The following is a 25,212-nucleotide window of genomic DNA, read 5'->3' on the forward strand; positions in this document are numbered from 1 at the left end:
GTCCCGCGCTGATATCATCAAGACCAGATCGTACCAAACATCCCCATGGCGAATGTCCTCGTTGAAATCGCGCCGCCCCTGTGCCGGGTCCGGCTCAACCGTCCGAAAAAGCGCAATGCCATGGACACGGCGATGTGGCTCGAGCTCGAGGAAATTGCGACGCAAATCGGTGGCAACACGAGCGTTCGCACCGTCGTGGTCTGCGGCAGCGGCGACGACGCCTTTTCCGCCGGAGCCGACATTGGCGAAATGGCGGACGCGATCCATGATCCGAAACGACTCCTCGCTCTTGCGCGCAGCGTGCAGCAGGCAACCGAAGCATGGGCCCAGATTCCCCAGCCGACGATCGCGATGATCCACGGTGCCTGCAGCGGCGGCGGCTGCGGCCTGGCGGTCGCCTGCGACCTCAGGCTTGCGGCCATGAATGCAACATTTGCGATTCCGCCATCGCGGCTCGGGCTCGTGTACAGCCTGGTCGACACCCGCCGACTCATCGATCTGGTCGGCAGCGCGCGGACACGCGAGATGCTCTTGACCGGCCGGCGTTACGATGCGGCAACCGCCCTGACGATCGGGCTGGTGCACGAAGTTGTCGCGGCTCGGCAGCTCGAACGCACGGTAGATTCACTTGCATGCAGAATTGCGGAAGCCGCGCCGCAGGCCATACGAGGAATGAAGCGCATCATCAATCTGATCGGCGCCGGGCAAAGGCTGGAATCGCCTGAAACCACGAGTCTCTACGAGCAAAGCTTTCTCAGTGCGGAATTCCAGGAGGGCGTGGCCGCGTTCGTCGGCAAGAGAAAGGCGGCATTTTGACGACGGCGGCGGAGTTCGCGAGCCGTCGACCGTTCTACGCATGGTTCGTCGTTGCGCTGTTGGCGCTCGCCAATTGCGTTTCGTTCATCGATCGACTGCTCCTGTCGCTTGTCGTTGCGCCCATCAAGACTGAGTTGCAATTGGCGGACTGGCAGGTGGGTTTGCTGCAGGGCCTCGCCTTCGCGACGTTCTACTGCGTCATCGGCCTTGCCGTCGCGAGGATCGCCGACATCGCTTCACGCAAGTGGATAATTACCGCCGGGGTTTCCCTATGGTGCGTGATGACCGCATTGACGGCCATGGCTCGATCTTTCGGTCAACTGTTCGTGACCCGCGCCGGCGTAGCCGTAGGTGAGGCGACACTGACTCCGGCGACGCACGCTTTGCTTGCCGGGTACTTTCCCCGTGAGCGGCTCGCCCTTGCCATCGGGATCTATTCGGCAGGTGTCACAGCCGGCATGGGCCTCGCCTATCTGGTCGGTGGCGCGGCGATCAACTGGGTCGGGACGTTGGGTAGTGTCGATGTGCCGCTACTCGGAACACTTTCCGGTTGGCGCCTGGTGTTCGCCCTGGTTGGAGCGCTTGGGCTGCCTGTGGCCGTGGCAACGCTCGCGGTCGTCGAACCGACTCGTCCGATCGACCACAAAGCCGCACCAATCCGTCAAGTATTCGGGCATTTCCGTTTGCATCTGGCCGACTACGGACTCGTGTTCGCAGGCTATGGCGCGACGACCATAACGGTGTATGCGTTCGTGTATTGGGCCCCGACCTTCTTTCAACGCCACTACCATACATCCATCACCGTCGCCGCCAGTCTGCTTGGCACTGCCGCATTGATCGGTGGATTGCTTGGCGCCTTCTGCGGCGGCGCATTGTCGGATCGACTGGAGCGCGCCGGGGACCATTGCGCAAAGCTGCGCGTACTGTGGTGGTGCTGCGCTGGACTGGTGGCACCAACGATAGTCGCGCCGTTCATGCCCTCCGCAGAAGCCTGCGCCGCCGTACTGTCGCTCACCTTTTTCTTTGGTTCTGCCTCGACAGGTCCCGCGGGTGCCTACGTCCAGTCAATAACGCCGCAGACCATGCGTGCCCAGTTCGGTGCCGCCTACCAGCTGTCACTCACCTTGGTTGGCGCGGTGCTTGGGCCGTTTGCCGTCGCAGCGTTCACGGATTTCGTCTTCCAGGACGAGTCGCGCGTGGGCTGGTCGCTTGCCTGTGTCGCAGCCCTGGCCAATCCGATGGCCGCCTGGCTCACATGGCGCGCCTTCATGCGCGCCAGACGCGCCGCCCCGGCATTGGGCAGTCGCAGCGACTAGCCTTACAATACGACCGCGGCACGGACACAGGCCACCTGTACCGCAGGCGAAGGCTGCCAGATGGCGTAAAAGGTTTGCATCTTCCCGCCCTGGCGCGCTCGGAGGTTGAAAACATGTTCATTAATTTCTGGTACCCGGTGATTCGCTCCCAGGATCTCGGCAACAAACCCGAGCGTGTCACCATCATGCGTCACGATTTTGTCGTGTTCCGTGATGACAGCGGCGCGCCCGCGGTGCTATCGGATACCTGCGTGCATCGAGGCGGATCCCTCGCTGGCGGCAAATGCAAATCCGACGGAACCGTACAGTGCCCCTACCACGGCTGGCGGTTCACGCGCGAAGGCGTATGCGTGCGAATTCCGTCACTCGGAATCAAGGCGAAGATTCCGCCCCGCGCGCGGGTCGACGCCTATCCCGTATGCGAGAAGTATGGCGTTGTTTTCGCGTTCCTTGGCGATCTGCCGGAAGCCGAACGTCCGCCTATCCTGCCTATCGAAGAGGACAAGGATCCGAACTGGCGCAGCACCGTCGCCACTTTCGACGTCGACTACCATTACGAACGCTCTATCGAGAACGGTCTTGATCCGGCACACAATGAATACGTGCACACGACGCACGGCTACCAGGGTGAGCGCGAGGAAGAATACAAGGTCAACGAACTCGAACCGCATCGCAACAATCCTTGGGGTTTTGGCTTCATGCATACCTTCGACGCCCCACCGCTGCGAAATCCGATCATGCGTTTCGCCAGATCCAAAGGCGGCAAGATGCAGGCCGGCTCAGGAACCTATGGCCCGAACCAGATGTGGACTTTCATCCACTTCTCACCGACCAAGTGCATGCATCAATACATGTTCGAGGCGCCGATCGACGAGAATCGCACCCGGGTGTTTCTGGTCAATTTCCGCAATGTCCTGTTTTTCCGAGGCGCTTTGACGCGCAAGTTGAACGGCTGGTTGGACAGCAAGATACACGAGCGGAACATGTTCGTCGCGCGGCAGGACATCCGGGTTGTACGCCACCTCAAACCTACGCTGACACCTCCATCGACCGCCAAGGAACTGCTGATGCCGGCCGACAAGGTCATCGTGCAGTATCGGGACAAGCTGCAGGAATTCGAAGATCGCGGCTGGCGTATTGACTGGGAAAATCTCAAACGTGCCCATGCGCAGGGCGATGTCATATACGCCATTCCCTCGCCGGCACGTCGTGAGACGAAAGCCTGGGTGCTGGATTGTGTCCCGCTTGTGCCGCCGCTCGATCCCGCAAGCGGTGCGGTGCGCGCAGTGCGCTGAAGTGCCGCAACTTGGACGACTTGCCGCAATCGTCGACGACTCTCGGCGCGCTTGTGCTTGCAGCAGGCGCAGGGTCCCGCTTTGGATCGGCGAAGCAGCTCGCGCGCGTGGGCGATCGACCGATGATCCATATCGCAATCACGCGCGCGGTTGCCGTTGCAGGCCAGGCGACCGTGGTCGTTCTGGGCGCGCACGCGGCGTCGATTGCACCGATGTTACGTCACACGCCTGCTTCGATAATCGTCAATCGGCAATGGCGCAGCGGACTCGCGAGTTCCATTCGACTGGCGGTCGAGCGACTGCCTGCGGGCGTAGACGCTGCGCTCATCACGCTAGCTGACCAACCCCTGGTGACTGCGGCAGATCTACGCCGTCTCGTCAGTGCGTGGCGCAGACAGCCGCAGTACGCGTGCGCGGCACAGTACGGCAGTGACGTCGGGGTTCCAGCGATTTTTCCGCGCAGCATGTTTGGCGATTTGCTCGGGCTTCGCGGCGATCGCGGCGCGCAGGTCCTCCTGTCGCGCTACCGTGACAGGGTGATCCGTGTTGCCATGCCCGCGGCGCGCCTGGATGTCGACCACCCGGAAGACCTGCTCGAGGTCGATACTCGCCTGGCATCAACGTCCGCCTGAGCGAAACAGTCAGCCGCCCATGCGGCGTCGGTCTATGTCGGTATGCATGTGGACCATGGAGCGTGCACGGATTGGCAGACGCAGATTTTGCAGACAATTGCGCTGCCAGGGATCGCTGAGGATGCGGGTCGCGACGGACGCTATCAGTTGCGCAGCGACCGGCACGATCAACCTGTAACAGTAATCTACCGTCGCTTTGAGCACATTCGCGTCGGCGCGAGACTGCCGGCTGGCAGAGCCAACGCGGGGATCGATGTTGATGTATTCGTTGCTTATGACATTGCCTGCAGTGCCTGCCACCGCGAAATCAGAAAACGCCGCTGGTGTCGGATTGTCGAACTCAAGTCGCAGCAGGGCTGGCGAGCTCGCGTCCCGTAGCGCACTTGCGTAGGCAACGGCAAGGGTCGCTTGCCAAGGCCCCGACGCGGTCAGGTCGGCTGCGTTGACGTGCAACGGCACGAGGCCACGCGCCATTTCCCTCGTGAAGACAGATCGATCGGCAGAATCGAGTGCCGCAGCGCGCGCAGCACGAAAGGTTGCATAGGCGAGCGTGTTCTTGGCGATGCCAAGCAACGCGAACTGCATGGTTGCCAGTGTCAGGGGTATGAACACGAGTATCGCCACCAGCAGGAATTCCACCAGCGTCGAACCCGCCGACCCTCGCATGGACGTTCGCTCAGCCAGCACCGGTGATGCGCACCACGATTGGAAAGCCGATGATCAGGAAGACGCAGGGAAAAATGCATAGCACCAGGGGCAGCAACATCTTGAGCGGTGCTTGCGCGGCGAGCTGCTCCGCCGCGTTGTACCGCTCCTGCCGGCGTTGCTCCGCCTGCGCGCGCAAGGCCGCGCCAAGTGCCGCTCCGCTACTGCTTGCATTTTGCATCGCGCCAACGAGCGCCTGAACGGCATCGGTGCGACAGAATCTTGCAAGCTGCTCGAGTGCGTCAGCCTTGGCCATTCCGGCCCGGATATTGAGCAGATACTCTGCGAAACCATCGCGCAGTACCGAGCGCGGCGCTTTATGAACGATAATGCGCAACGCGGTGGTGACATTGGTTCCCGCCTCGAGCGACAAGCGCAGCAAGTCGAGATAGACCGGGAGTTCGCGCAGCATTTCGCGTTCACGCTCGCGAATGCGGTCCCGCAACCAGCTTTGCGCAAGTAGCGAGCCGATCAGCGGCACAGCAATGGCAACGGTTGCGCCCGCGATTGGCGCAGTGAGGGCAATGACGATGAGGCACCATACGGCCTGCGCCACGATCCAGTCGGTGGCACGATAGGGAGCGGAAAGTCCGGCGCGGCGCAGCAGACCCTCGAGACGCAGTGCCACCGCCCGGGGCATGATCTCCGTCGTCACGAGGCCCGAGGTCAGTCGCAGCGGTAGGCGCAGACCTTTGGGCAGATCCGCCAAGCCATGCACCGCCTTGCGGAGCTGTACATGAAGACCTGCCAGCAACAACGCACAGGCCGCGCATGCGCTGGCTGCGGCGAGCGCCGTAATGAGCAGTGGTTGCGCTGCGTCCGCCCCGGCCACGTTCACAACGGTACCGCAACAATGCGACGAATCATGTAAAAGCCCACGCCTTCGAGAAACCCGATCGTGATCAGCGTCAACCAGCCCGGCCAGGTCGTCCAGAGCGGCCGCATCGAGTTGCTGTCCATCGCGCCGAGCGCAACGGCGAGCACGAGCGGCAGCAGACCGACGATTATGGCCTGCAACCGTCCCTGTGATGTCAGCGCCAGCAGCCGTCCTTCGAGCGTCAACTGACGCCTGAGGCTGCCGGCGAGGTCGTCGAGGGCGTCGGCAACGCCACCACCGGTTTCACGCGCCACCCGCAGGAGAGTAACGAACATGCGAAAATTGACATTCGCGGCGCGGCTTGCGAGCTCATCCGCGGCGCTGTCAAGGGATTGCCCAAGCCGCTGCTTGCGGGCCATCAGGCCGAGTTCCTGTGAAATTGGTGGCGGCTGGTGGCGGGATAACTCGGCGATCGACGCCGACAGCGACAGACCGGACCGAAGCGCGCCGGCCAGCGATTGCAGGGCATCAGGCAACTGCAGTGCAAGTCGGCGGCGGCGGCGGGCGCGCAACCTGCGGTACGCGACCCCGGGCGCGGCTACCACGAGCAACGCAACGAGCGCTGCAACCACGGATCCGGCCAGCATGTAGGCGGCGCCCACGGCGATGACAAAGGCAATCGACGCCGCTGTCAGCAAGTCAGCTGGTTCCAGGAACAGGAACAAATCCGCAAGTCGAACCCGTGCGTAGATTTCGGTCTGCTCGCGGTAACCCTGGGCGATGCGCCGGCACATCTGTGCACCGAGCAGCATCGTCGCTGCGCCGGTTACCCCGGCAAGCAAACCGATCACTGTACCTGCGCTCATGGGCGTGCACTCTCCTCACCGTCGCCCGCCCTTCCCGGACGAAACACTGGCACGCGTCCCTGCGCTCGAAGCTCTTCGAAAAACGCGGGCACATTGCCGCAATTCTCGAACTGTGCGCCTGGCGCACCACCCGCCGTACCACGGCGGCGCAAACGATAGAGTTCCTGCAATTGTATGGTTCCGGCTTCGATCCCTGTCACCTCGGATATCGAAGTCAGGCGCCGCTCACCTGTCGGAAATCGTGCCTGTTGCACGATGATGTCGATTGCGCTCGCCATCTGCTGGCGAATGGCCGAAACGGGCAATTCCATTCCGGACATCAACACCATGACTTCGAGACGTGAAAGAAGGTCGCGGGGACTGTTGGCGTGAGCCGTGGTCATCGAACCGTTGTGGCCGGTATTCATGGCCTGCAGCATGTCGAGTGCTTCGCCACCGCGGCACTCGCCGACGACTATTCTGTCCGGTCGCATGCGCAGCGCGTTGCGCACCAGGTCCCTGATGCTGACAACGCCCTTGCCTTCGATATTGGCCGGTCGCGCCTCCAGCGTTACGAGATTTTCGTGGCACAGTTGCAGTTCGGCGGCGTCCTCCACCGTCACAATCCGCTCCGCTTCGGGAATGACGTTGGACAAAGCATTGAGCAGGGTCGTTTTGCCGGAGCCGGTGCCGCCGGACACGACGATGCTGCGCCGCTCCCGGACGCAAAGCTCGAGGAAGGCTCGCATTTCCTGGCTCATGGAACCGGCAGCGCACAACTCGGCCAGGGAGAGGACTTTCTTCGAGAACTTCCTGATGGTAATGCAGGCACCACGCACCGCAACGGGCGGAATAATGATATTTACCCGCGAACCATCCGGCAGTCTCGTGTCCGCCATCGGCACCGACTCGTCGAGTCGCCGTCCGGTATAGGCCATGATGCGCTCGATGATGCCCTCGAGTGCCGAGGGTCCGCTGAACAGGCTAGGCGCACGGGCAAGGCGACCCTGCCGCTCGACGAATACATTGTTGACACCGTTGATCATGATTTCGCTGATCCCGGCGTCTGCCAGCAATACCTCAAGCGCGCCGAGACCGAGCGCCTCGTTCATCACGAAATCGAACAATTGGGCGCGCTCGGCCTCGCTGCCGGACCCCACGGTCTCGAGAATGGCCTGTACGTGAGTGCCGACCACTTCACGCAGCGCGGTATCAGTCATGCTGCGCACATCGATGCGCCTGAGATCCAGGCGATCGAGGAGTGTCCTGTGCACCCGTCTTGCCGTCGCAAGAAATGACGCGCCGGACACTTCTCCGCCCGGGGCGGGAGCGCCTGCCACCGATTTGCGCTGTGCGCTCATTGTGCCTCGCCCCGCTCGCGCGCCCTGGTGGCCCGCTCTAGCAGCTCCTGCTGGAGATCGCGTGCGGCATCTGGAGCGGCCTCGGCGCTCGCGAGATGCGGGGTGATCAGGATGGCCAGCTCTGTGTCGACACCGCGCCTTTGGCGGGAGCGAAACAGGCCGCCTATCAGCGGTGCCCGATGCAGAACGGGCAGTCCCGATCGTGAATCGGCGCGCGTCTGGCTGATCAGTCCCGCGATGACCAGCGTCTGGCCGATTTGCAGATTGACATCGGTCGCGGTTCGTCGTTTCAGCAACCCGGGCACGCCGAGTACCCGCTGGGACTCGTCGATTTCACTGACTTCAGTGTCGATCCTGGTATGGATGCGCGAACCACCGAGCAAGGTCGGTGTCACGTCGAGGATGACTCCGTACTCGTGGAATTCGACATCCGTTGACCCGCGATCATCGATGACAGGTATGGGAATCTCGCCGCCTGAGACAAAACGCGCGTTGCCGCCACTGCGGCAACTGAGGTTGGGCTCGGCCAGGACATAGGCATCGCCCTGCTGCTCGAGGAACCGGATGCGCGAGTCGATCGAGCTGACCCAGCCGGCACTGGTTGCGGCAGGCCAGATGCGGCTGCCGGCAGGAACCGAGTCGACGGATGCGGCATGCGGCTCACCTGCCGGAACGACACGAAACAATGAGTTGTTGCCAAAGTCGGCCGCAATCGCGGCGTGCGGCCCATTGATGTCCGTGCGCCAATCGATACCCAGTTCGCGCAATCGATTGCGTCGTACCTCGAGAATCCGCACCTCGAAATGAATCATCGATTCCCAGGTCTGGCCGGCCGTCAGGTTGATCACCACTTGCGGATGCAATTCGGCGACTGCCGCCGCTCGCCGACGGTCGCCCGCCGCCGCATCACCTTCGAGAACGATATGCCGGCCGATCTTTCGCGCAACAATGCGGGAATCGGCTCCCAGGAGCTCGCGCACGTCACCCAGGAGCAAGTCGAGATCGATGTCGACTACCGTAATGCGCATCAACCGGGATTTGCCGGTTCGAGGCCAGACCCGCACTTCGGTGCTGCCGGTCTGCTCTGCGAGCAACAACAGCATGTCGCCATCGACACGGGATGCGCTGAGGATCTTGCCGTCGGCGATCGCAGCGCGCCGGACCGGGTAGTCGATGAGGTGCGTGGCCCCGATCTGCAATTGCAGGTCCACGGCCTGCGCGTGAACTTCGCCCGCCAGCGCAAGGCTGGCAATGATCCATAGTCGCATTGCGCCGCGCATCTCAGCGCCCGCCGCGCGGCAGAACGACGCGCCGCATGCCGGCACCATGCCCGCCGATCAACAATTCGATTCCAGCGCGCTTGGTGCCCACGGCACCAGAAGGCGTGGCGAACAAGGATGAGAATCGGGTTATCTGGGCTGTGTGCGCTGCGAGGTCATCGGGCGCGCGCAATATGAGGCTCAGGCGACCGGCTTGTTGTGCGAGCACGATGCGCTGCGCCTCATCGGGCGAAACGGCGAGTGTCGCGGTATTGAATGTGTTGTTCGCAGCTTCAGGATCGATCCTGTCCTGCTCCTGACCGGTCGCGAGGACGCGAACCGCCGCAAGCAGCGGACGCACGGTTGGATCCAGGCTGCCCGAGCGCAGATCGGCGGCGATCAACAGCACATCGACAAGGTCGCCCGGTCGCAGCAACCCTGCTTGGGTACCGCTCTCATCGAGCACGACCGTGACCGCGCGCGTACCCGGCAACAACTGGGCCGCCAGCCGCAAGGTGCGCGAGGTGATGAACCGTGTCGTCACAGGTTCACCGCGCCCGATTGCGACCAGGGCCTTGCGGCCATCGAGCGTCTGCGCATTGTCCGCAGTCACGCTGTCCGAAGGCAGGTAGCGGACCGGAATCGGGCGCAAGGCCAGATTGTCAGCCGACAGTGTCTCGCCGATGCCGATTTCCTGCGCAGCCACGATCACGCGACGCGTCTGTTGCTCATTTCGCATGGTCAATTGCAACTGCTGGGTCTGGTCGAGCAGATAGCGTTGCATCAACCAGTAGGTACCGACGCCACCTGCGATTGCAACAACGCCAAGGGTGGCCAGAATCCAACGGGTAGAGCTCATTCCATGCCTCACTGGTTCAATTGACGGAAATACTCAGACTGAAAGCGCGCCAGTAGAGCAACCATGCTTCGAGCAACCAGCCTGCCAGTGACCCGCGCCCGGCAATGGGCGCGAACAACGCGACTGCAAGCACGGTTGCAATCAATGCGAATTCGATGCTGGCTTGTCCGGACTGGCGCAGATGGCTCATTTCTCAGCGCGTCTTTCGTGCAAAACCGCGACCGCCGAGTCACCCGTGCGGCGCCAACTGACCATCAGCCAGGCGTCCCGTCGACGAAATAACGATGCAGCCTGCAATCCGGTGCCGCTAGCCGCGGATGATTGAATCGGCCGATAGCCTGCATCACCCGCCGCACGGGCCAGACCGTCCTGCACGCCTTTGTGATTGGGAATGGACACGATGAAAGTTCGCTCGGCAGCATCGCGCCCGACATGTTCCACGCACGACCTGATTTGCCACCCGTAGGGCAAATGCAATGGCAGGCGTGGCAAAGGCGAAACCGGCCGACCGAGCGCCAGGCGCGATCTTACGATTTCGCTTGCGTCACTCGCGCGCGCCGGGCCTTGCGGACGCACTTGCACGGTTTCGAAGAATTGGCCGCTCCGTCGCGCCAACACCACCCACTCGCCAGTGTTCGAGCGAATTACGGGCTCGGCTGATTGCCGTCGCCACGCGGCGGACTCCATCGCCAGAACTTCCTCGACGCTCGCGTCGCTCTGCTCGACACTCATGGATAATTCGGCGCCATTGACGCGAGTCGACCACCGTCCCAGCGTGTGCAGGTTCGATCCAGGTGCGGCTTGCAACGCCAGCACCAGGACGCCGAGCGCAGCACTCAGCATGGCGGCGACCAGTAGCCGCCCGGGGCGGCAGCCCGCGGACCCAGCCGGTCGGCGGGGACGACGTCCGGTAGTGCGGGTGCGATACAGAAATCGCGTAACGAGGGCTCCAGCGCGGCCATCACGGCCGTAAGTGGCCGAACCACGCGATCGACCACCCGCAACGGAGCCACCGGCATCAGCGCACGCGTGCGTTGGTAGACCTCACGCGGATGTGTCGCCCCCCAGGAATCGGCCAGGAGTTCGTGGCGCGCACTGAAATCGAGCAACGGGCTCGATGGCATCGGCGGCGCGATCGGCATCGCGCGCAAACGCACCGTCGCAGTACCCACGACGCCGCCCTCGGGCGCCAGGTCCAGGCGCTCGGGCGCAAGTGTCTGCACGGGCCGCAGCGCGGCAACAAACACACGTTGCGCGCTCGCGGCCTCGCCCGACAGATCGGACTCACCCAGGGTTATTCGGGCTGCATTGGATCCATCCTTGAGCGGTGTCACGCCATCGTGTGCGAGCCAGTAGGGATCCGGAACAGCCAAACCCCGCCCGGGCGTCGCATCGTCGAATCGCAGTGCGCCAGACGGCACTGGCAACAGACGGTTCGCCAATCGGCTGGCGCGCACCTCGTCAGCGATTCCCGGTGCGAGCGCGACATCGAAGGCGCTGAATCGCGCCGCGTGTTCGGCTTGCGCTCGCGCGTCCTGCCACTTCGGAATGTAGACAATGGCGAGGAACAAAGGCGACAACAATGCCATGGCCGCCAGGCATTCCGACATGGCTTGGCCCGCGCTCCGCGCGGATGCAACAGATTTCATGGACTGGCACCCCTTGCGCCTGCAATTGCATCGGCACCATCGAGCAGCGCCTGCTCTCCCGTCGTGAGCGATGCCAGTCGAGCCCGCCAGTAGGGATTGAACAGGCTGCCGCGCTCGCGTTGGCGGTCGCGGCGACCAATTGGCCGAACGAATGCGACCTCTGCGGCGCTCGTAGCGAGGATGCGATCGCGCAGCAAAGAGGGTTCGGCGTCGGCATCGGACGTGCCGGGCGTGGACAGGCGCGCGCCAGGCCAGATCTCCTGCCAGAATTCGAGACTTTGTCGCGGCAGCTGGGCCCGCAGCACAGTACGCAACCGCGGATCGCTGCCCGCAGCACGATCGCGCAGCGCAAGGCTTGACGGCAGGCCGAGGTATTGCCGTCGCGCGACCGTGCCCGCGCGCGCGAGGCTTGAGGTTCGAGGATTGACCGCCCAGCTGCCATCGTGCCAGCCACGAACCAGGGTCGCGCGACCGTTTTCCGCCGATCCCCAACCGAGGGGAATCGTTTCGCGAAAACCACCGAATAGTGGTCGCGCATGTAGCGCAGCCGTGTCCATTCCTCGCCAGGTGTCGAATCCGAGCAGCTCGGTGCCGCCGCGCTTGCGCAGCCGCAGCACGGCGCCGAGCAACGGCGGGCGAACGTCGTAGGAGCGTGCACGTGTGAACTCATCCAGCGATTCGCCAACGACATTCTTGAGTCGCTCCCTGCGTCGGCCACCGTCCTCGACCAGGAACCCTTGCCACTGTGCCTGCTGGCGACGCAAGGCGAGCTCACCGCCGGCGCTCCAGCTTGCTGTTGGTTCATTGACGTTCAGTGCACGGCGCGCAAGATCCGGTGTCGTCAGTGCGCCGAGCCGCAGGAATGCCCGTTGTGCCAGGGCGAGTTCCTGGTTCGATGTGCTCAGCACGATCTCTGTGGCACCGAGCGCGGGCTGAGCAGTTGCATTGATGCCGCCCGCAAGCCTTGCCAGCGCGGCCATGGCCTGACCAACGTAAGGGATGGCCGAGGTGATCGCGCCGCTGTTGCGAGTCGCGGTCTGCATGTACTCAAGCCATGAGCGCAGGCTGACCGCCTGGGCAATTGCGGCCTCATTCGCAACGATTGCGCGATTCACGTAGGCGCCGCTGTTCAACATCCGGGCCTGCCATGTTGCGACGCTGAAGGCCGCTGCATCTGCGGCATTCAGCAGCCGCTGTTTGCGTGCAAGCAGCTGCGTCGCATTGAACGTCACTACGACACCTGCGAGAAGTGCGCCCAGCATGCCCAGCAGATACACGAGTGCCTGGCCCGCCGAACCGCACCCCGCAGGGACCGAGTTGGCGTTGCGGCGGCGCGAGATGGCGCCCTTCATGGCTCGAAGTCGTTGAGTCGCTTCTGCGACATGCCTTCGGCGTTCGATGCATTCTGCGCCTGGGTGACGTTGTTGCGCGCCCCACCCGACGCCGCACCCGCCAGACTCGAGGCAGCAACCGAGGTCTGGCCCCGCACGATGTCGCCGAAAGCGCTGTAAACACCGATGGCAGCGATGGCGATGAGTGCGACGATGATGATGTATTCGGTCATTCCCTGACCGCATTGGCGATAGTTCGGCCTGGCCATGATTTGCTCCCGGAGGTTGCGGTCAAGATCGAACCGCACCAGCACATTGCATCAGTCGCCGCCGGCGCGCAGCGTCGATTTGTTGCCTGTGCGTGGCCAAATGAATCGCGCAGCCGGTGCGCATTTGCGTGCTTTCGGGTGCATAATTGCGCAATTGCAATTCGTTGCTGAAAATTTCAAACCAAGGATTCTTCGATGGTAATTCGTATCACTGCGCTGGTGTTTCTTGGCGCAATACTGCTCGGCCCCACGGTGGGTCGCGCCGACGAAGGCATGTGGACTTTCGACAATTTTCCGGCCAGCGAAATCGCGTCGCGCCACGGCGTCAATATCTCCCGCGACTGGCTCGAGCATGTGCAGCGTTCCGTTGTCCGTCTGTCAAACTGCACAGCATCCTATGTTTCGGCCAACGGCCTGATCCTGACCAATCACCATTGCGTGGCCAGCTGCCTCGCCGAGCATTCCGGACGTGACAGCAGCCTGCTCGAAACCGGATTCCTGGCGACCTCTCGCACCGAGGAATTGCGCTGTGGCACACAGATTGCCGATACGCTGATCGCAATGATCGACGTGACTGCAGACGTCAATGCGGCGACGTCGGGCATGGCAGCGGGAGCGGCCAACGATGCGCGCAAGAAGCGACTCACGGAACTGGAGTCGGATTGCGAGCGCACGCCGCCTGACCCGGCGAGCGGCGGCAGCACGCGCTGCGAGGCGGTAACGCTCTATCAGGGCGGTCAATACTATATATACAAGTATCGTCGCTACGATGACGTGCGCCTGGTTTTCGCACCGGAGGAAGGTATCGCCGCTTTCGGCGGTGATCCGGACAATTTCCAATTTCCACGCTGGTGCCTCGACATGGGCGTGTTGCGGGCGTATTGGAAGGGTCGTCCGGCCCGAACCGCGGACTTTCTCAAAGTCGACTTTGCGGGCCCGGCCGAAGGTGAGGCGGTTTTCGTCGCCGGCCATCCCGGTTCGACCGACCGGCTTCTGACTGTCGCCGAGCTCAAGGGCCTGCGCGACCGCGACCTTCCTGGCGCGCTGCTACGCGCGTCCGAAATGCGCGGCCGCTACATACAATTTGGCAAGCAATCCGAGAGTGCCGCGCGCATCGTCGCCGAGCCGCTGAATAGTCTGGAGAACGGCATCAAGGTAAGGCGCAAGCTGCTGGATGCCTTGCACGATGACGACATGCTTGCCGTGAAGTCAGCCGAAGAACAGGCTCTCGCCGAGCGTCTGCAGGCAGGCGGGGACAACCCGTTTGCGCGCATCGCGCAAGCACAACGTGCCGAGGATGCTTTCTATCTTGACTATCTTTTCCTCGAGAACATGGTCGGGTTCAACAGCCAGTTGTTTCGCTATGCGCGTGCGATCGTCCGCGCGGCCGCGGAACGCGACAAACCCAATACCGAGCGCCTGCGAGAGTATACCGACGCTGCGTTGCCACGCCTGACCCAGCGACTCGAAGCGCCGACGCCAGTGTATCCCGAACTCGAACAGCTCACGCTGTCCTATTCCCTGGAGCGCATGCGTGAGTGGTTGGGACCCGATCACGCTGTCGTGCGCGAACTGCTTGCATCCGATTCGCCGGATTCGCTGGCATCGCGTCTGCTAACAGGCAGCAAACTGTCGGATCCCGCCGAGCGCATGCGGCTCTACAACGGAGGCCAACCCGCTGTCGCCGCCTCGGATGATGCGCTCATCAAGCTCGCTGCAAGTCTCGAGCCAAAGGCACGAGCGGTACGGCAGCAATATGAAAACGAGGTGGAGGCGCCGTCCGCCCAGGCGGCGGAAGAAATAGCGCGCGCCCGGTTCGCTGCGCTCGGGACCAGTGTCTACCCGGATGCGACTTTCACGTTGCGCCTGAACCCGGGCACGGTCCAGGGCTGGCAGGAAAGCGGCAGGACCATCGAACCTTTCACGAGATTATCGCGCCTTTTCGAAAGAGCCACCGGCCGCGCACCTTTCGCCATACCGCAGAAATGGCTCGACGCGAAAGATCGCCTCGATTTGAACACCCCGTTCAACCTGTCGACCAACAACGACATTGTCGGCGGCAATTCCGGGAGCCCGCTGATCAATGCCAGGGGTCAGGTCGTCGGGCTGATGTTCGACGGCAATATCCACTCGATTTCGGGCGCCTACTGGTTCGACACGGACAAGAACCGTGCTGTTGCAGTCGATACGGCAATCATTCGCGAGGCATTGTCGAAAGTATATGACGCCAAGGCCTTGCTCAAGGAGATCGGCGCCGGACGCTGAGCACTCTATCGCGAGGCGTGCCGGCCACAAGCGTGAAGGTAAGACCAATGACTATCCGGTCAACTGGAGGAACCATGCAAAGGCACATTGCATCGCTATTCATTCTGGTCATCTCGATGCTGCTGTTCGGCTGCAGCCGCGGTCCCGACGCCCTGCCGCAAGCGGCCGCCGATACCTGGGAGCGCGCTTTCAACGACAACGACCTCAATACCCTGATGGCCTCCTACAGTGACGACGCGCAATTGTTGCCGCCAGGGCAACCCGTGCGCGCGGGCAAGGCCGCCATCCGCGGGTTTTTCGACGGATCGCTCGGCGTGCTGCAGATCAAGGGCAAGTCGACGCAGTGGGAGAGCCACGTTTCGGGTGATACGGCCTATCGCGTCGGTGCTTATCGCATCATGGGCATCGATGGCAATTCGCTCGAAGTCGGCAAGTTCGTCGAGATCTGGCGCTTGCAGGACGGCCAGTGGAAGTTGCACCGAAATATCTGGAACCTCGATGCGCGCAGCGGCACCGATACGCAGGTTGATGTAGAACCCGCGACTTAACAGAATATTCCACGCGCGCTGATGGTGTCGTGAATGCGGCCAAGGGGTTGCGCAATCGTACGATGGGGCGGACAATCGCTGCCAATTTCGGGATGACTAGGGACTGACCGGGGACGAAACTCGTCCTCCGGGCGGAAAAACAACAACGGCGATGCCCCGCCAGCGCCTGGGCCGGGGACCGATTCGGTCCCGCGCCCCAGAGGGTTCAATCAGAATCCCGCGGCAAGGCTCGCAACAGCGAAGGGAGTTCTTGTACCCATGCGTAAATCGATGATGGTGGCGAGCACAATCGTGCTCAGCGCTTTGGCATCAATTGCCGGCGCACAAAACCTTTCGGTAGCACCCAATGCAGCGAGCCTCAATCGGCTGGCGCCGCAAAGTGCCATTGCTCCGACGCGCGTCTATGTCGTGCAGATGGCCGGCGAGCCCAGCATCAGCTATCAGGGCGGTGAAGTGGGTTTCGAAGCGACAGCGCCCCGCCGCGGCGAGCGCTACAACTCGCGCCTCGCAAAGGTTCGCAACTACACCGAACACCTACGCGACAAGCAGGATCGTGCTTTGAGCGCAGTCGGTGCATCGAGCCGCAAGGTCTATAGCTACAGCCACGCGTTCAACGGTTTCGCAGCACGCCTCACGGCCGTAGAAGCCGAGAAGCTGCGCGGCAACAAGGACGTCATGAACGTATGGGAGGATCGCGCTGTCGACCTCGATACCAACAACAGCCCGGAATTTCTCGGCCTGCTGGATCGCAAAGACGGCCTGCGCACGCGTCTTGGCCTCAAAGGCGAAGACATCGTCATTGGCGTACTCGACTCGGGCGCCGTGCAGGAGCATCCGAGCTTCGCAGACACGATCACCAAGCCGCTGCCCAAATTCTGCGACAACCCGTCCTGGTGGCAAAAGCCCTTGTGCGGCTTCCTTGAGAAATTCCGCACCGTGCGTGTCTACGACGCGCCGCGCAACTGGAACGGCATCTGTCAGGAAGGCGAGGCCTGGGCCGCGACCGATTGCAACAACAAGCTGATCGGTGCGCGCTGGTTCGTCGATGGCTTCCTGGCTGGACGCGGCTCGGTCGTCGACGGCGAGTTCCTCTCGCCGCGCGATTCCGATGGCCATGGCAGCCACACGGCGAGCACGGCGGGTGGCAACGAAGTCACGGCCTCGTTGAACGGCACGCCACTTGCCCAGATCAGTGGCATGGCTCCGCGTGCGCGAATTGCCGTCTACAAGACCTGCTGGCTGTCGCCCGGAGCGACCAACAACAGCTGCTTCTTCTCTGACAGCGCCGCCGCCACGGACGCCGCAGTCGCCGATGGCGTCGATGTGATCAACTTCTCCGTCGGCACGGCGTTCGCATTCAACGACCCGCAGGACCTGGCTTTCCTGCGCGCCGTCGATGCGGGCGTATTCGTCGCCCGCTCTGCCGGCAACGAAGGGCCTGCGCCCGAGACCGTTGCAGCCGGCGAACCCTGGGTGACCTCGGTCGCAGCCTCCACGCAGGACGGCACCGCATTTGCCCAGGCCATGTCGGTCAACTCCCCGGCCAATGTAGCTGGCGAGTACGCCAGTCTCGAAGGCGCAATCACGGCGCCGCTCGCGCTGACGGGACCCAAGACCGACGACCTGGTCGCTGCATCGCCGATCGATGCCTGCACACCGCTCAGCAATTCCATCGGTGGCAAGATTGCCCTGATCGCACGCGGTACCTGCACCTTCACCGTCAAGATCGAGAATGCGGTCAATGCCGGTGCGGCGGGCGTACTCATGTACACCACGCCGACGGCATCCAAGACCGTCATGGGCGGCACGGCAACGGCGCTCACGACCAGCATTCCTGGCGTTATGATCGACAACGCGCCGGGCGTTGCACTGCTGGCGGAACTGACGGCCGGCAACGCCGTCAACGTAACGCTCTCGGCGAGCACCTATATCACCGAGCCGCTGCAGGGCAACATCATGGCCGACTTCTCCTCGCGCGGCCCCTACCCCATGGAGACGGACTGGATCAAGCCCGATGTCACGGCTCCGGGCGTGCGGATCCTCGCAGCCTATGCGCCCGAGAAGGCGGACGGGAGCCTCGGCGACCTGTTCCAGTACCTGCAGGGCACGTCGATGTCGAGCCCGCACGTGGCGGGTATCGGCGCGCTGTTGCGCGAGGCACATCCCGACTGGAGCCCCGCGGCCATCAAGTCGGCCTTGATGACCACCGCGCGCCAGAACCTGGTCAAGGAAGACGGCGCGACGCCAGCCGATCCGTTCGACTTCGGCGCGGGCCACATCGTGCCGAACGATGCGGTCGATCCGGGCCTCGTCTACGATGCCGCGCTGTTCGACTACCTGGCGGCGACCTGCGGCACGGTCTCGCCGCTCGTCACGGCCGGGAGCTGTGACTTCCTCGCGGCGAATGGCTTCTCGCTCGACCCGGCGAATCTCAACCTGCCGTCGATCGGCGTGGGTGAACTGGTCGGCTCCAAGACCATTCGCCGAACAGTGACCAACGTCTCGCGCAATGGCCGCACGAAGTATCGTGCCGAGATCGAGGCGCCCGCAGGTTACGAGGTCAGCGTTTCGCCAAGCCGTCTGTCACTGCGACGCGGCGAGACGGCAACCTATGAAGTCACCATCACCAATGTCAGCGCTCCACCCAACGAGTGGCGATTCGGGTCGCTCACCTGGACGGCCCGCGGCGGTGATGATGACGATGATCGCTCGAGCCGCGGCTACGCGGTGCGAAGCCCGATCGCCGTGAATGCAGTCGCGTTGTCCGCGCCCGCAGAGATTTCGGGCACCGGCAGCAACGGAAGCGCGCAGTTCGATGTCGGCTTTGGCTATACGGGTCCGTACACCGCCCAGGTGCACGGCCTCAATAGCCCGCTCATCGTACCGGGCACGGTTGCCCAGGGCGGCACGGCCGTCATCGGCATCAACGTGCCGGCTGGCCAGGCACTGGTGCGTTTCGCGCTTTATGACGAGTACACCAGCGGCCAGAACGACCTCGACCTCGATGTCCTGTATTGCCCGGGCGGTACCTGCATTTCGCGCATCGCGACCAGCGGCGGTCCGACCTCGCGCGAACAGGTCGATGCGGTATTCCCGCAGCCAGGTCTGTACGGCATCTTCATCGATGGTTTCGCGACCGAGGGCGGCAATCCGGCCGACTTTGCGCTGTTCGTCAATGGTTTCGGAATCGTCGACGATGCCGGCAACATGACGGCCAGCGGACCGGCAAGTGCCGTCGTCGGTGGCACAGGCACCGTCGGAGTCACCTGGTCGGGCCTCGCGACGGGCGCTGGCGCCAAGTACCTCGGTGCCGTGTCTCATAGCGATGCCAATGGCATCATCGGCCTGACAATCGTCAGCGTCGACAATGATGCAGGGCTGGGACTCGGCGACCTGCTGCCCTGAAGTAGCACGCCGGACCGGCATCACCCACCGAAGCTGCCCGACCTCTGGTCGGGCAGCTTTTTTTTCGCGATCTTGCCGCGCTCTAATCAGCCGTTATTTCGGGGCAGGCGATGGTGCGGACAAGATCGGTGTGATACGAGTACTCGCGACCATTGTGCTTCAACGTGAGGATGTATCCCTTGGTCGCGACTGCCGGATAACTCTGCCCCGGCTCTGGACAATCCATGCCGGCATCTTTCCAGGTTGCGCTTCGGCCGGAAAGCATCTGGATGCTCGACGCATCGACTCCCAGACGTGCTGCGAGATCCTTGCGCGCCGCCAGGAGTTGTTCGGCGAATACCAGCTCCATCTGGTCGGTGACGCCACCCACGGCTTTGGCGCGATGACATACGAAAATGCGCCCCTTGGCGGAGTGCACGAAGTGAATCGCCTGGCCGACCCGCAACGTGATCTTGTAGCCTGGCGTAATCACCTGCATATAGGCTTCGCCCGGCTGCGGGCATCCCAGCGAACTGTCGCGAAAATCGACGGCGCGAATCGTTTCGACGCTCACCTGATCGACCGGGATGCCCAGGTCGTCGGCCAGAGTCCGTGCCGCGCGTTGCGCTAGGTCCTTGGGCAGCGACTCGGCGGCCTCGGGTTTGCCGGCGGAGTCGATGACGCGGGTTTCTCCCTTGGCGTCTGATTCGTCCGAGCAGGCGATCATCAGCAGCGCGCTGAGTCCCACGGCGAGCGTGGCAGTTTTCCGGTGAGCCATGAGTGATTCTCCTCCACTTCGCTGGTCAACAGCTCTTGTACAAGTAAACTCCCGCACTGTCCGGGCGGCGGGTAATGGCGCCGCGGCGCATCAGGCAGTTGAGGTGCGCAAGGGTCTCCCCGGTGGCCATGTGCAGCAGCTCGCGGCCGATGCTGCGCGCGAACATCGCGCCGAACAAGTCGACCGCTCGACACTCCTCGCGCGACAGCCGTCGCAACAAACGCAGCATCGTGCGCTCATGACCCTCCACGAGGGCCTCCAGCCGCGCGTGCACACCGACAAAAGGCTCATTGTGTGCGGGCAGCACCAGCGTGTCCGCGGGAATGAGCTCTGCGAGCCGATTGCAGCTTCGCAGCCAGTCCGACAGAGGATCGGCCTCCGGCTCGGTCGGAAAGACCGAGACATTGGACGAAATCCTTGGCAGTACCTGGTCGCCTGAAATCAGCACCCCAAGTGTTTCCTGCCAAAGGCAGGCATGCTCGGGGCTGTGCCCATTGCCAGTGACGATACGCCATGGCATGCCACCGATGTCGAGCGAGTCGCCCTCGCACAGTCGCTGGAAGCTCTCCGGGAGCTGCGCGACATTGCTCCCGAATTCGCCGAAGGATGTGCGATATTGCTCGAGTGCCGGGGCGTCCCAGCCTGCGCGTCGATAGAATTCCACTGCCGCTGCCGGCGCCGGACGCAGCGAGTCGCCAACCAGCATGCGGCAGGTCGTGTATTCGAGTCGGCTCATCAGCAGCGGGCAGGAAAATCGTTCCGCCAGCCAACCGGCGAGGCCAACGTGATCGGGATGCATGTGGGTGACGATGAGGCGCTTGATGCGGCGCCCGGCCATTGGCCCCACCAGCAACTGCTCCCAAAGCGCCCTGGTTGGCGCGTCTGGCAAGCCCGAGTCGATCAGCACATAGCCGTCGCCGTCATCCAGCAGCCAGAGATTGATCCAGCGCAGGGCAAAAGGCAGCGGCATGCGTATCCAGTGCACGCCGGACGCGACCTCACGCAGTTCGGCGCCACCGGGAGCATCACCGCATGGATAGCTCAGCTTGGCGACCGTCAGCGAGCCTCTCCCGCGAGCCGCACGATGTATCCGCCCGAACGCTCATCGGCTTGCAGTGACATCAGGCCACGCTCGGCCCCCTCCTCGAGCAGCTCGTTGAATGAGCCGAAGCCGTAATAGGACTCGTTGAAGCCTGGTCGGCGCCGCTTAAGCGCTTGTTTGATCATCGAGCCCCAGATTCTGTCATCCGCGCTGCGTTCCGCAGTGAGCGCCTCCAGGGTGCTGACGATGTACTCCATGGCCTCGGCGGTCTTGTCGCGATCCTTGTCACCATCCTCCGCCTTGCGCGCCGTCGGCAGTTTGCGTGCGGGCCGGCGACGCCGCTCCCTGACCAGATCGTCGTAGAAAATGAACTCGTCGCAATTGGCGACGAGCAGATCGGAAGAGGAATTCTTGACACCGACGCCGATGACGACCTTGTTGTTTTCCCGCAGCTTCGATACCAGGGGCGAAAAATCGGAATCGCCGCTGATGATGACGAAACAGTCGACGTGGGACTTGGTATAGCACAGGTCCAATGCATCGACGACCATGCGGATATCGGCAGAGTTCTTGCCCGATAGGCGCCGGTGCGGAATCTCTATGAGCTCGAAAGCCGCCTGGTGCATGACTGCCTTGAATTCCTTGTACCTGTCCCAGTCACAGTAGGCCTTCTTGACCACGATGCTGCCCTTGAGCAGGAGTCGCTCGAGCACTTTCGCGATATCGAACTTGGCATACTTGGCTTCCGCAACGCCCAGTGCGATGTTTTCGAAATCGCAAAAAAGCGCCAGGTTGCTATCGTCGCTACGCGCCGTCATGCAGGCGATTATACGGGCTTCTCGCAGCGGTACCATGACTGAAGCCGGCATTTGCCGCGTCCACCCCGCCGTTTGATTCGCAGCTGCAGGGACCGCGGCGCTTGCGTATCATTCAAATCATTCGGAACGGCGAAATTATCCCAAGGGAGAGATTCACCATGGCGAAACGCAAATCTGCCGCCGGCAAGGCGCGCAAAACCAAACGCGGGCAGACCAGGACGCGTGCCCGGACCGCGTCCGCGGCCCGCCGCAGACGACAGCCGCTGCATCCAAAGCGCGCCGAGGTCGCCGGCCGCGCAACCGGCATCGCCGTGGACGCCGCAATCGCCAATGCGCTCGGGAAATTACCGCGTCTCGGCCGCAAGTACGCCACTCTCGGCGGCATACAGATCGAGGATACAGGTGATGGTGGGGGTACGACGACGCACGTCCTGATGTACGTGCACCTCCCCTGAGGTCGCATACCGTGGGTGAGTATGTCCTGTCACTGTCGTGCCGGGACCGACCAGGCCTTGTTGCCGCCGTGGCTACTTCGATCCTGCGACTGCGCGGCAATATCACCGAGGCCCAGCAGTTCAATGACCCGGATTCGGGTCGTTTCTTCATGCGCGTCATGTTCGCGGCCGAACCGGTGGAGAGTTCGGTGCGCAGCGCCATCGGCGAAGTAATGCAGCAGCATGAAATGAACTGGCGACTCAACGATGCTCGACATCGCAAGCGCGTCCTGCTGATGGTCTCGAAGCTCGATCACTGCCTTGTAGACCTGCTATACCGACATCGAATCGGCGAATTGGCCATGGACGTCGTCGCCATTGCGTCCAATCATCCGCGCAATCCCGGCTCACTGGTGAACCCGGCTTCAGTGCCATTCCACCATTTGCCGGTCGACAAGGACACCCGGCCTCAACAAGAGGCACAAGTCAGGGCGCTCATCGAAGAATCCGCGGCGGAACTCGTCGTGCTCGCACGCTACATGCAGGTTTTCTCTGATGACATGGCGCGTTGGCTGGCCGGGAGGTGTATCAATATTCACCATTCCTTCCTGCCAGGATTCAAGGGCGCACGGCCCTACCACCAGGCCCACGCCCGTGGCGTGAAAATGATCGGCGCCACGGCGCACTATGTGAATACCGATCTGGATGAAGGACCTATCATTCACCAGGACGTCGAACCAATTTCCCACGCCGACAGGCCTGACGACCTGATACGCAAAGGACGCGACATCGAGCGTCGCGTGCTGGCAGAAGCGGTGCGCCTGCACCTCGAGGACAGGGCACTACTGAATGGCAACAAGACCGTGGTCTTCCGCGGCTGACGCCCTCGACGACTGCGATCATTAAGATCTGCGACAACTACGCACAGACGGCGAACTCCCGCTGACCTATCCTGTCCATATCGGTTGTCTTTGCTGGAGGCGCAATGGTCCCTGCCAGAGAACCGTGGGTGCTCGTGCTCGCCGGAGGCGACGGCCGGCGACTGCGCGAGCTGGCAACTGACTCATCGGGCATCGCGGTACCCAAACAGTATTGTTCCTTGTGCGGCGGCGAAACGCTTCTGCAAGCCACGTTGCGACGTGCCCAATCGATCAGTCGTCGCGAAAGAATTTGCGCCATCGTTGCAGCGCAACACGAGTGCTGGTGGCGGGGCCACCGCGACCAGTTCGCGCGAGGGAACCTCATCGTCCAGCCGGAAAATCGCGGCACGGCCAATGGAATACTGCTGTCGGCACTGCTCATCGCTCGTCGCGATCGGCAAGCGACCATCGTCATCCTGCCGTCGGACCACCATTTCATGTCCGAGGACCGACTGACGTCAGCCATTCGAACGGCGCTTGCCGACCATCACCTGAGGCTGGGACAAGCGATTCTACTGGGTATCGCGCCGGACACTGCGGACACCAGCCTGGGTTATATCCTGCCGTCGGCACCCGATGGCCGGGTCGGCAGCAAGGCAGTTTCGAGATTCATCGAGAAACCCAATGCCGAAACGGCCACTCATCTATTGGGTGCCGGGGCACTGTGGAATTCGCTGATCGTCATTGCCAGGGTCGCGACATTGCTGCGGCTCTTCGAGCGCAGGCTGCCGGGCAATCTGGCTTCGATTCGCTCGGCACTGGCGACAGAAAGGGCGAGTGCGAATCGACTTGTCGCGCTGGCCCGCAGCTATCAATCGTTGCCGCATGCGGATTTCTCGCGCGACGTCCTCGAAGGCGAGGAGCGGTCGTTGCGGGTTCAGCAGGTCGGCCATTGCGGTTGGAGCGATCTCGGCACGCCGCAGCGCATTCGCCAGGTACTTGGCAGGCTCCCAAGAACGCTCGCATCGACGGAGGACGCACCGGACTGGCAACGCAGCGGACAAGGGCAGAGCCTGAATCTCGAGGCGCAGCACACGCGACTGCAGGCCCAGGGCCATTGAACCGGCTCCCTGAGAATCGTCGCAGCGCGCACATTGCAAACTGGAGGAGAAATCCATGAAAGAGGACAGCGAGAAGTTGCTTGCCGACGTGCGGCAAGTCGTTTCGGATATCGATGAATACCTGAAAAGCCGCAAATCGCGCGTTGCCACAGGGGTCAAGGAGGCGCGACAGAGTGGCATCGCGGCATTGCAGACCGCGCGCGATGAGCTCGCGGCATTCGAAGAGAAAATGCTCAGCAATGCCAGGAAGGGTGCTGAGCATGTCGATCGCTATGCACGTGAGAATCCATGGGCAATGCTCGGCGCCGCCGCGGTGGCGGCCTTCGTCGCCGGCTATGGCGTCGCGCGCAAAATGGATGGCCGTGGCAAGGCACAGGCCTGAACCAGCCGATCGCAGCCGGGCGCAACCGCCTGGCGACGACGGCGCACAGTCCGATCGGCCAGAGGCGCCGACCTTCGGCCGCATTGTGCGGCGGTTGCTGCGTTTGGCCGCCATTGCCGGCGCGCTGCCTTGGGGACGGCTGCGGCTGGCCTATCGTCGCGGCTTGCTTCGGGTATTAGCCACGTGCAGCTTGGCTCTCCTGTCAACGCTCACGGCAACCGGCGCGCTCGGGCTCATCGCTTTCGCGGCGACGGTGGCGCTTTGGCCCGAACTCGGATGGGCCGCCGCCGCCTGGGTCGGCGCATTCTGCCTGCTGCTGGCGGTCGCGATCGGCGCCATTGCCCTTCGCCTGGGGTTCGGATCGCGCGCTCGGGTGCAGTAGCGCCGCCGCCCAGGCTGTTCGCGGCTCTGCCGAGGCACGCGACC

26 protein-coding genes are annotated in these 25,212 nt (G+C 62.9%); 12 read left to right on the plus strand and 14 right to left on the minus strand.

The window, feature by feature from the left end; genetic code table 11:
- The first annotated feature begins 45 nt into the window (after positions 1 to 45).
- From R3E77_10105 to R3E77_10120, 4 genes are all read left to right on the plus strand, one after another.
- Entirely contained in the window at positions 46 to 816 is a 771-nt protein-coding gene (locus R3E77_10105) for an enoyl-CoA hydratase-related protein (protein ID MEZ5499766.1), read from the plus strand.
- Positions 813 to 2,132 carry an MFS transporter gene (locus R3E77_10110; protein ID MEZ5499767.1) on the plus strand — a complete coding sequence of 440 codons (1,320 nt, stop codon included), beginning with the start codon at positions 813 to 815 and terminating at the stop codon, positions 2,130 to 2,132. The genes R3E77_10105 and R3E77_10110 overlap by 4 nt, the downstream gene beginning before the upstream one ends.
- Positions 2,133 to 2,245: 113 nt before the next feature.
- Entirely contained in the window at positions 2,246 to 3,427 is a 1,182-nt protein-coding gene (locus R3E77_10115) for an aromatic ring-hydroxylating dioxygenase subunit alpha (GenBank protein ID MEZ5499768.1), read from the plus strand.
- A gap of 53 nt (positions 3,428 to 3,480) precedes the next feature.
- Positions 3,481 to 4,059 (plus strand): nucleotidyltransferase family protein, encoded by a 579-nt coding sequence (locus R3E77_10120; GenBank protein ID MEZ5499769.1) that lies wholly within the window; start codon positions 3,481 to 3,483, stop codon positions 4,057 to 4,059.
- Between the two features lie 9 nt (positions 4,060 to 4,068).
- Here R3E77_10120 and R3E77_10125 read toward each other — a convergent pair whose 3' ends face one another.
- Genes R3E77_10125 through R3E77_10175 form a run of 11 tightly spaced genes read right to left on the minus strand, consistent with a single transcriptional unit; the run spans position 4,069 to position 13,154 of the window.
- Positions 4,069 to 4,725 carry a TadE/TadG family type IV pilus assembly protein gene (locus R3E77_10125; GenBank protein MEZ5499770.1) on the minus strand — a complete coding sequence of 219 codons (657 nt, stop codon included), beginning with the start codon at positions 4,723 to 4,725 and terminating at the stop codon, positions 4,069 to 4,071.
- Between the two features lie 10 nt (positions 4,726 to 4,735).
- Positions 4,736 to 5,596, minus strand: coding sequence for a type II secretion system F family protein (locus R3E77_10130; GenBank protein ID MEZ5499771.1), 861 nt, complete (start codon positions 5,594 to 5,596; stop codon positions 4,736 to 4,738).
- A 2-nt stretch (positions 5,597 to 5,598) separates the two neighbouring features.
- A complete protein-coding gene (locus tag R3E77_10135; protein MEZ5499772.1) occupies positions 5,599 to 6,447 on the minus strand; it encodes a type II secretion system F family protein in 849 nt (282 codons plus the stop codon).
- A complete protein-coding gene (locus tag R3E77_10140) occupies positions 6,444 to 7,787 on the minus strand; it encodes a CpaF family protein (GenBank protein MEZ5499773.1) in 1,344 nt (447 codons plus the stop codon). Before R3E77_10140 ends, R3E77_10135 begins: the two co-directional genes overlap by 4 nt.
- On the minus strand, positions 7,784 to 9,055 hold the full coding sequence (locus R3E77_10145) for a pilus assembly protein N-terminal domain-containing protein (protein MEZ5499774.1): 1,272 nt from the start codon (positions 9,053 to 9,055) through the stop codon (positions 7,784 to 7,786). Before R3E77_10145 ends, R3E77_10140 begins: the two co-directional genes overlap by 4 nt.
- Before the next feature lie 13 nt (positions 9,056 to 9,068).
- Positions 9,069 to 9,905: a Flp pilus assembly protein CpaB gene (cpaB, locus tag R3E77_10150; protein MEZ5499775.1), complete on the minus strand. Its 837-nt coding sequence runs from the start codon at positions 9,903 to 9,905 to the stop codon at positions 9,069 to 9,071.
- 16 nt (positions 9,906 to 9,921) lie between these two features.
- Positions 9,922 to 10,095, minus strand: a complete 174-nt coding sequence (locus tag R3E77_10155; protein ID MEZ5499776.1) for a hypothetical protein — start codon at positions 10,093 to 10,095, stop codon at positions 9,922 to 9,924.
- The gene (locus R3E77_10160; protein ID MEZ5499777.1) at positions 10,092 to 10,748 is read right to left on the minus strand and encodes a hypothetical protein; all 657 of its coding nucleotides are present in this window, start codon (positions 10,746 to 10,748) and stop codon (positions 10,092 to 10,094) included. The genes R3E77_10155 and R3E77_10160 overlap by 4 nt, the downstream gene beginning before the upstream one ends.
- Positions 10,742 to 11,554, minus strand: a complete 813-nt coding sequence (locus R3E77_10165) for a hypothetical protein (GenBank protein MEZ5499778.1) — start codon at positions 11,552 to 11,554, stop codon at positions 10,742 to 10,744. The genes R3E77_10160 and R3E77_10165 overlap by 7 nt, the downstream gene beginning before the upstream one ends.
- A complete protein-coding gene (locus R3E77_10170) occupies positions 11,551 to 12,906 on the minus strand; it encodes a hypothetical protein (GenBank protein ID MEZ5499779.1) in 1,356 nt (451 codons plus the stop codon). The genes R3E77_10165 and R3E77_10170 overlap by 4 nt, the downstream gene beginning before the upstream one ends.
- Entirely contained in the window at positions 12,903 to 13,154 is a 252-nt protein-coding gene (locus tag R3E77_10175; GenBank protein ID MEZ5499780.1) for a hypothetical protein, read from the minus strand. The genes R3E77_10170 and R3E77_10175 overlap by 4 nt, the downstream gene beginning before the upstream one ends.
- A 195-nt stretch (positions 13,155 to 13,349) precedes the next feature.
- Between R3E77_10175 and R3E77_10180 the strand changes: the two genes are divergently transcribed.
- From R3E77_10180 to R3E77_10190, 3 genes are all read left to right on the plus strand, one after another.
- Positions 13,350 to 15,419 (plus strand): S46 family peptidase, encoded by a 2,070-nt coding sequence (locus R3E77_10180; GenBank protein MEZ5499781.1) that lies wholly within the window; start codon positions 13,350 to 13,352, stop codon positions 15,417 to 15,419.
- Between the two features lie 74 nt (positions 15,420 to 15,493).
- Positions 15,494 to 15,967, plus strand: a complete 474-nt coding sequence (locus tag R3E77_10185) for a DUF4440 domain-containing protein (protein MEZ5499782.1) — start codon at positions 15,494 to 15,496, stop codon at positions 15,965 to 15,967.
- Between the two features lie 258 nt (positions 15,968 to 16,225).
- A complete protein-coding gene (locus R3E77_10190) occupies positions 16,226 to 19,372 on the plus strand; it encodes a S8 family serine peptidase (GenBank protein ID MEZ5499783.1) in 3,147 nt (1,048 codons plus the stop codon).
- Between the two features lie 82 nt (positions 19,373 to 19,454).
- Here R3E77_10190 and R3E77_10195 read toward each other — a convergent pair whose 3' ends face one another.
- The 3 genes from R3E77_10195 to R3E77_10205 all read right to left on the minus strand — a co-directional run bounded on the left by R3E77_10195 (position 19,455) and on the right by R3E77_10205 (position 21,989).
- On the minus strand, positions 19,455 to 20,129 hold the full coding sequence (locus R3E77_10195; protein MEZ5499784.1) for a hypothetical protein: 675 nt from the start codon (positions 20,127 to 20,129) through the stop codon (positions 19,455 to 19,457).
- Positions 20,130 to 20,154: 25 nt separating this feature from the next.
- Positions 20,155 to 21,099 carry an MBL fold metallo-hydrolase gene (locus tag R3E77_10200; GenBank protein MEZ5499785.1) on the minus strand — a complete coding sequence of 315 codons (945 nt, stop codon included), beginning with the start codon at positions 21,097 to 21,099 and terminating at the stop codon, positions 20,155 to 20,157.
- Positions 21,100 to 21,185: 86 nt separating this feature from the next.
- Positions 21,186 to 21,989, minus strand: coding sequence for an NYN domain-containing protein (locus tag R3E77_10205; GenBank protein MEZ5499786.1), 804 nt, complete (start codon positions 21,987 to 21,989; stop codon positions 21,186 to 21,188).
- A gap of 158 nt (positions 21,990 to 22,147) precedes the next feature.
- Between R3E77_10205 and R3E77_10210 the strand changes: the two genes are divergently transcribed.
- The 5 genes from R3E77_10210 (at position 22,148) to R3E77_10230 (ending at position 25,168) form a co-directional block, all read left to right on the plus strand.
- Complete coding sequence (locus R3E77_10210) at positions 22,148 to 22,444, plus strand: hypothetical protein (GenBank protein ID MEZ5499787.1); 297 nt, start codon at positions 22,148 to 22,150, stop codon at positions 22,442 to 22,444.
- Positions 22,445 to 22,455: 11 nt separating this feature from the next.
- Positions 22,456 to 23,304 carry a formyltetrahydrofolate deformylase gene (gene purU / locus R3E77_10215; protein MEZ5499788.1) on the plus strand — a complete coding sequence of 283 codons (849 nt, stop codon included), beginning with the start codon at positions 22,456 to 22,458 and terminating at the stop codon, positions 23,302 to 23,304.
- 104 nt (positions 23,305 to 23,408) lie between these two features.
- The gene (locus R3E77_10220) at positions 23,409 to 24,404 is read left to right on the plus strand and encodes a sugar phosphate nucleotidyltransferase (GenBank protein MEZ5499789.1); all 996 of its coding nucleotides are present in this window, start codon (positions 23,409 to 23,411) and stop codon (positions 24,402 to 24,404) included.
- Positions 24,405 to 24,459: 55 nt separating this feature from the next.
- Complete coding sequence (locus tag R3E77_10225; GenBank protein ID MEZ5499790.1) at positions 24,460 to 24,786, plus strand: hypothetical protein; 327 nt, start codon at positions 24,460 to 24,462, stop codon at positions 24,784 to 24,786.
- Complete coding sequence (locus tag R3E77_10230) at positions 24,767 to 25,168, plus strand: hypothetical protein (protein ID MEZ5499791.1); 402 nt, start codon at positions 24,767 to 24,769, stop codon at positions 25,166 to 25,168. The genes R3E77_10225 and R3E77_10230 overlap by 20 nt, the downstream gene beginning before the upstream one ends.
- The last annotated feature ends 44 nt before the right edge of the window (positions 25,169 to 25,212 follow it).

This window comes from Steroidobacteraceae bacterium, assembly GCA_041395505.1.
Lineage (GTDB): Bacteria > Pseudomonadota > Gammaproteobacteria > Steroidobacterales > Steroidobacteraceae > JAWLAG01.

Bases quoted from the DNA above. Each gene is read 5' to 3' on its own strand.
- R3E77_10125 (MEZ5499770.1), bottom strand. From the start codon at position 4,725: ATGCGAGGGTCGGCGGGTTCGACGCTGGTGGAATTCCTGCTGGTGGCG.
- R3E77_10140 (MEZ5499773.1), bottom strand. From the start codon at position 7,787: ATGAGCGCACAGCGCAAATCGGTGGCAGGCGCTCCCGCCCCGGGCGGA.
- R3E77_10220 (MEZ5499789.1), top strand. From the start codon at position 23,409: ATGGTCCCTGCCAGAGAACCGTGGGTGCTCGTGCTCGCCGGAGGCGAC.
- R3E77_10200 (MEZ5499785.1), bottom strand. From the start codon at position 21,099: ATGCCGCTGCCTTTTGCCCTGCGCTGGATCAATCTCTGGCTGCTGGAT.
- R3E77_10155 (MEZ5499776.1), bottom strand. From the start codon at position 10,095: ATGAGCCATCTGCGCCAGTCCGGACAAGCCAGCATCGAATTCGCATTG.
- R3E77_10210 (MEZ5499787.1), top strand. From the start codon at position 22,148: ATGGCGAAACGCAAATCTGCCGCCGGCAAGGCGCGCAAAACCAAACGC.
- R3E77_10115 (MEZ5499768.1), top strand. From the start codon at position 2,246: ATGTTCATTAATTTCTGGTACCCGGTGATTCGCTCCCAGGATCTCGGC.
- R3E77_10145 (MEZ5499774.1), bottom strand. From the start codon at position 9,055: ATGCGACTATGGATCATTGCCAGCCTTGCGCTGGCGGGCGAAGTTCAC.
- R3E77_10185 (MEZ5499782.1), top strand. From the start codon at position 15,494: ATGCAAAGGCACATTGCATCGCTATTCATTCTGGTCATCTCGATGCTG.
- cpaB (MEZ5499775.1), bottom strand. From the start codon at position 9,905: ATGAGCTCTACCCGTTGGATTCTGGCCACCCTTGGCGTTGTTGCAATC.
- R3E77_10175 (MEZ5499780.1), bottom strand. From the start codon at position 13,154: ATGGCCAGGCCGAACTATCGCCAATGCGGTCAGGGAATGACCGAATAC.
- R3E77_10205 (MEZ5499786.1), bottom strand. From the start codon at position 21,989: ATGACGGCGCGTAGCGACGATAGCAACCTGGCGCTTTTTTGCGATTTC.
- R3E77_10170 (MEZ5499779.1), bottom strand. From the start codon at position 12,906: ATGAAGGGCGCCATCTCGCGCCGCCGCAACGCCAACTCGGTCCCTGCG.
- R3E77_10160 (MEZ5499777.1), bottom strand. From the start codon at position 10,748: ATGCTGAGTGCTGCGCTCGGCGTCCTGGTGCTGGCGTTGCAAGCCGCA.
- R3E77_10180 (MEZ5499781.1), top strand. From the start codon at position 13,350: ATGGTAATTCGTATCACTGCGCTGGTGTTTCTTGGCGCAATACTGCTC.
- R3E77_10135 (MEZ5499772.1), bottom strand. From the start codon at position 6,447: ATGAGCGCAGGTACAGTGATCGGTTTGCTTGCCGGGGTAACCGGCGCA.
- R3E77_10190 (MEZ5499783.1), top strand. From the start codon at position 16,226: ATGCGTAAATCGATGATGGTGGCGAGCACAATCGTGCTCAGCGCTTTG.
- R3E77_10165 (MEZ5499778.1), bottom strand. From the start codon at position 11,554: ATGAAATCTGTTGCATCCGCGCGGAGCGCGGGCCAAGCCATGTCGGAA.
- R3E77_10105 (MEZ5499766.1), top strand. From the start codon at position 46: ATGGCGAATGTCCTCGTTGAAATCGCGCCGCCCCTGTGCCGGGTCCGG.
- R3E77_10195 (MEZ5499784.1), bottom strand. From the start codon at position 20,129: ATGGCTCACCGGAAAACTGCCACGCTCGCCGTGGGACTCAGCGCGCTG.
- R3E77_10225 (MEZ5499790.1), top strand. From the start codon at position 24,460: ATGAAAGAGGACAGCGAGAAGTTGCTTGCCGACGTGCGGCAAGTCGTT.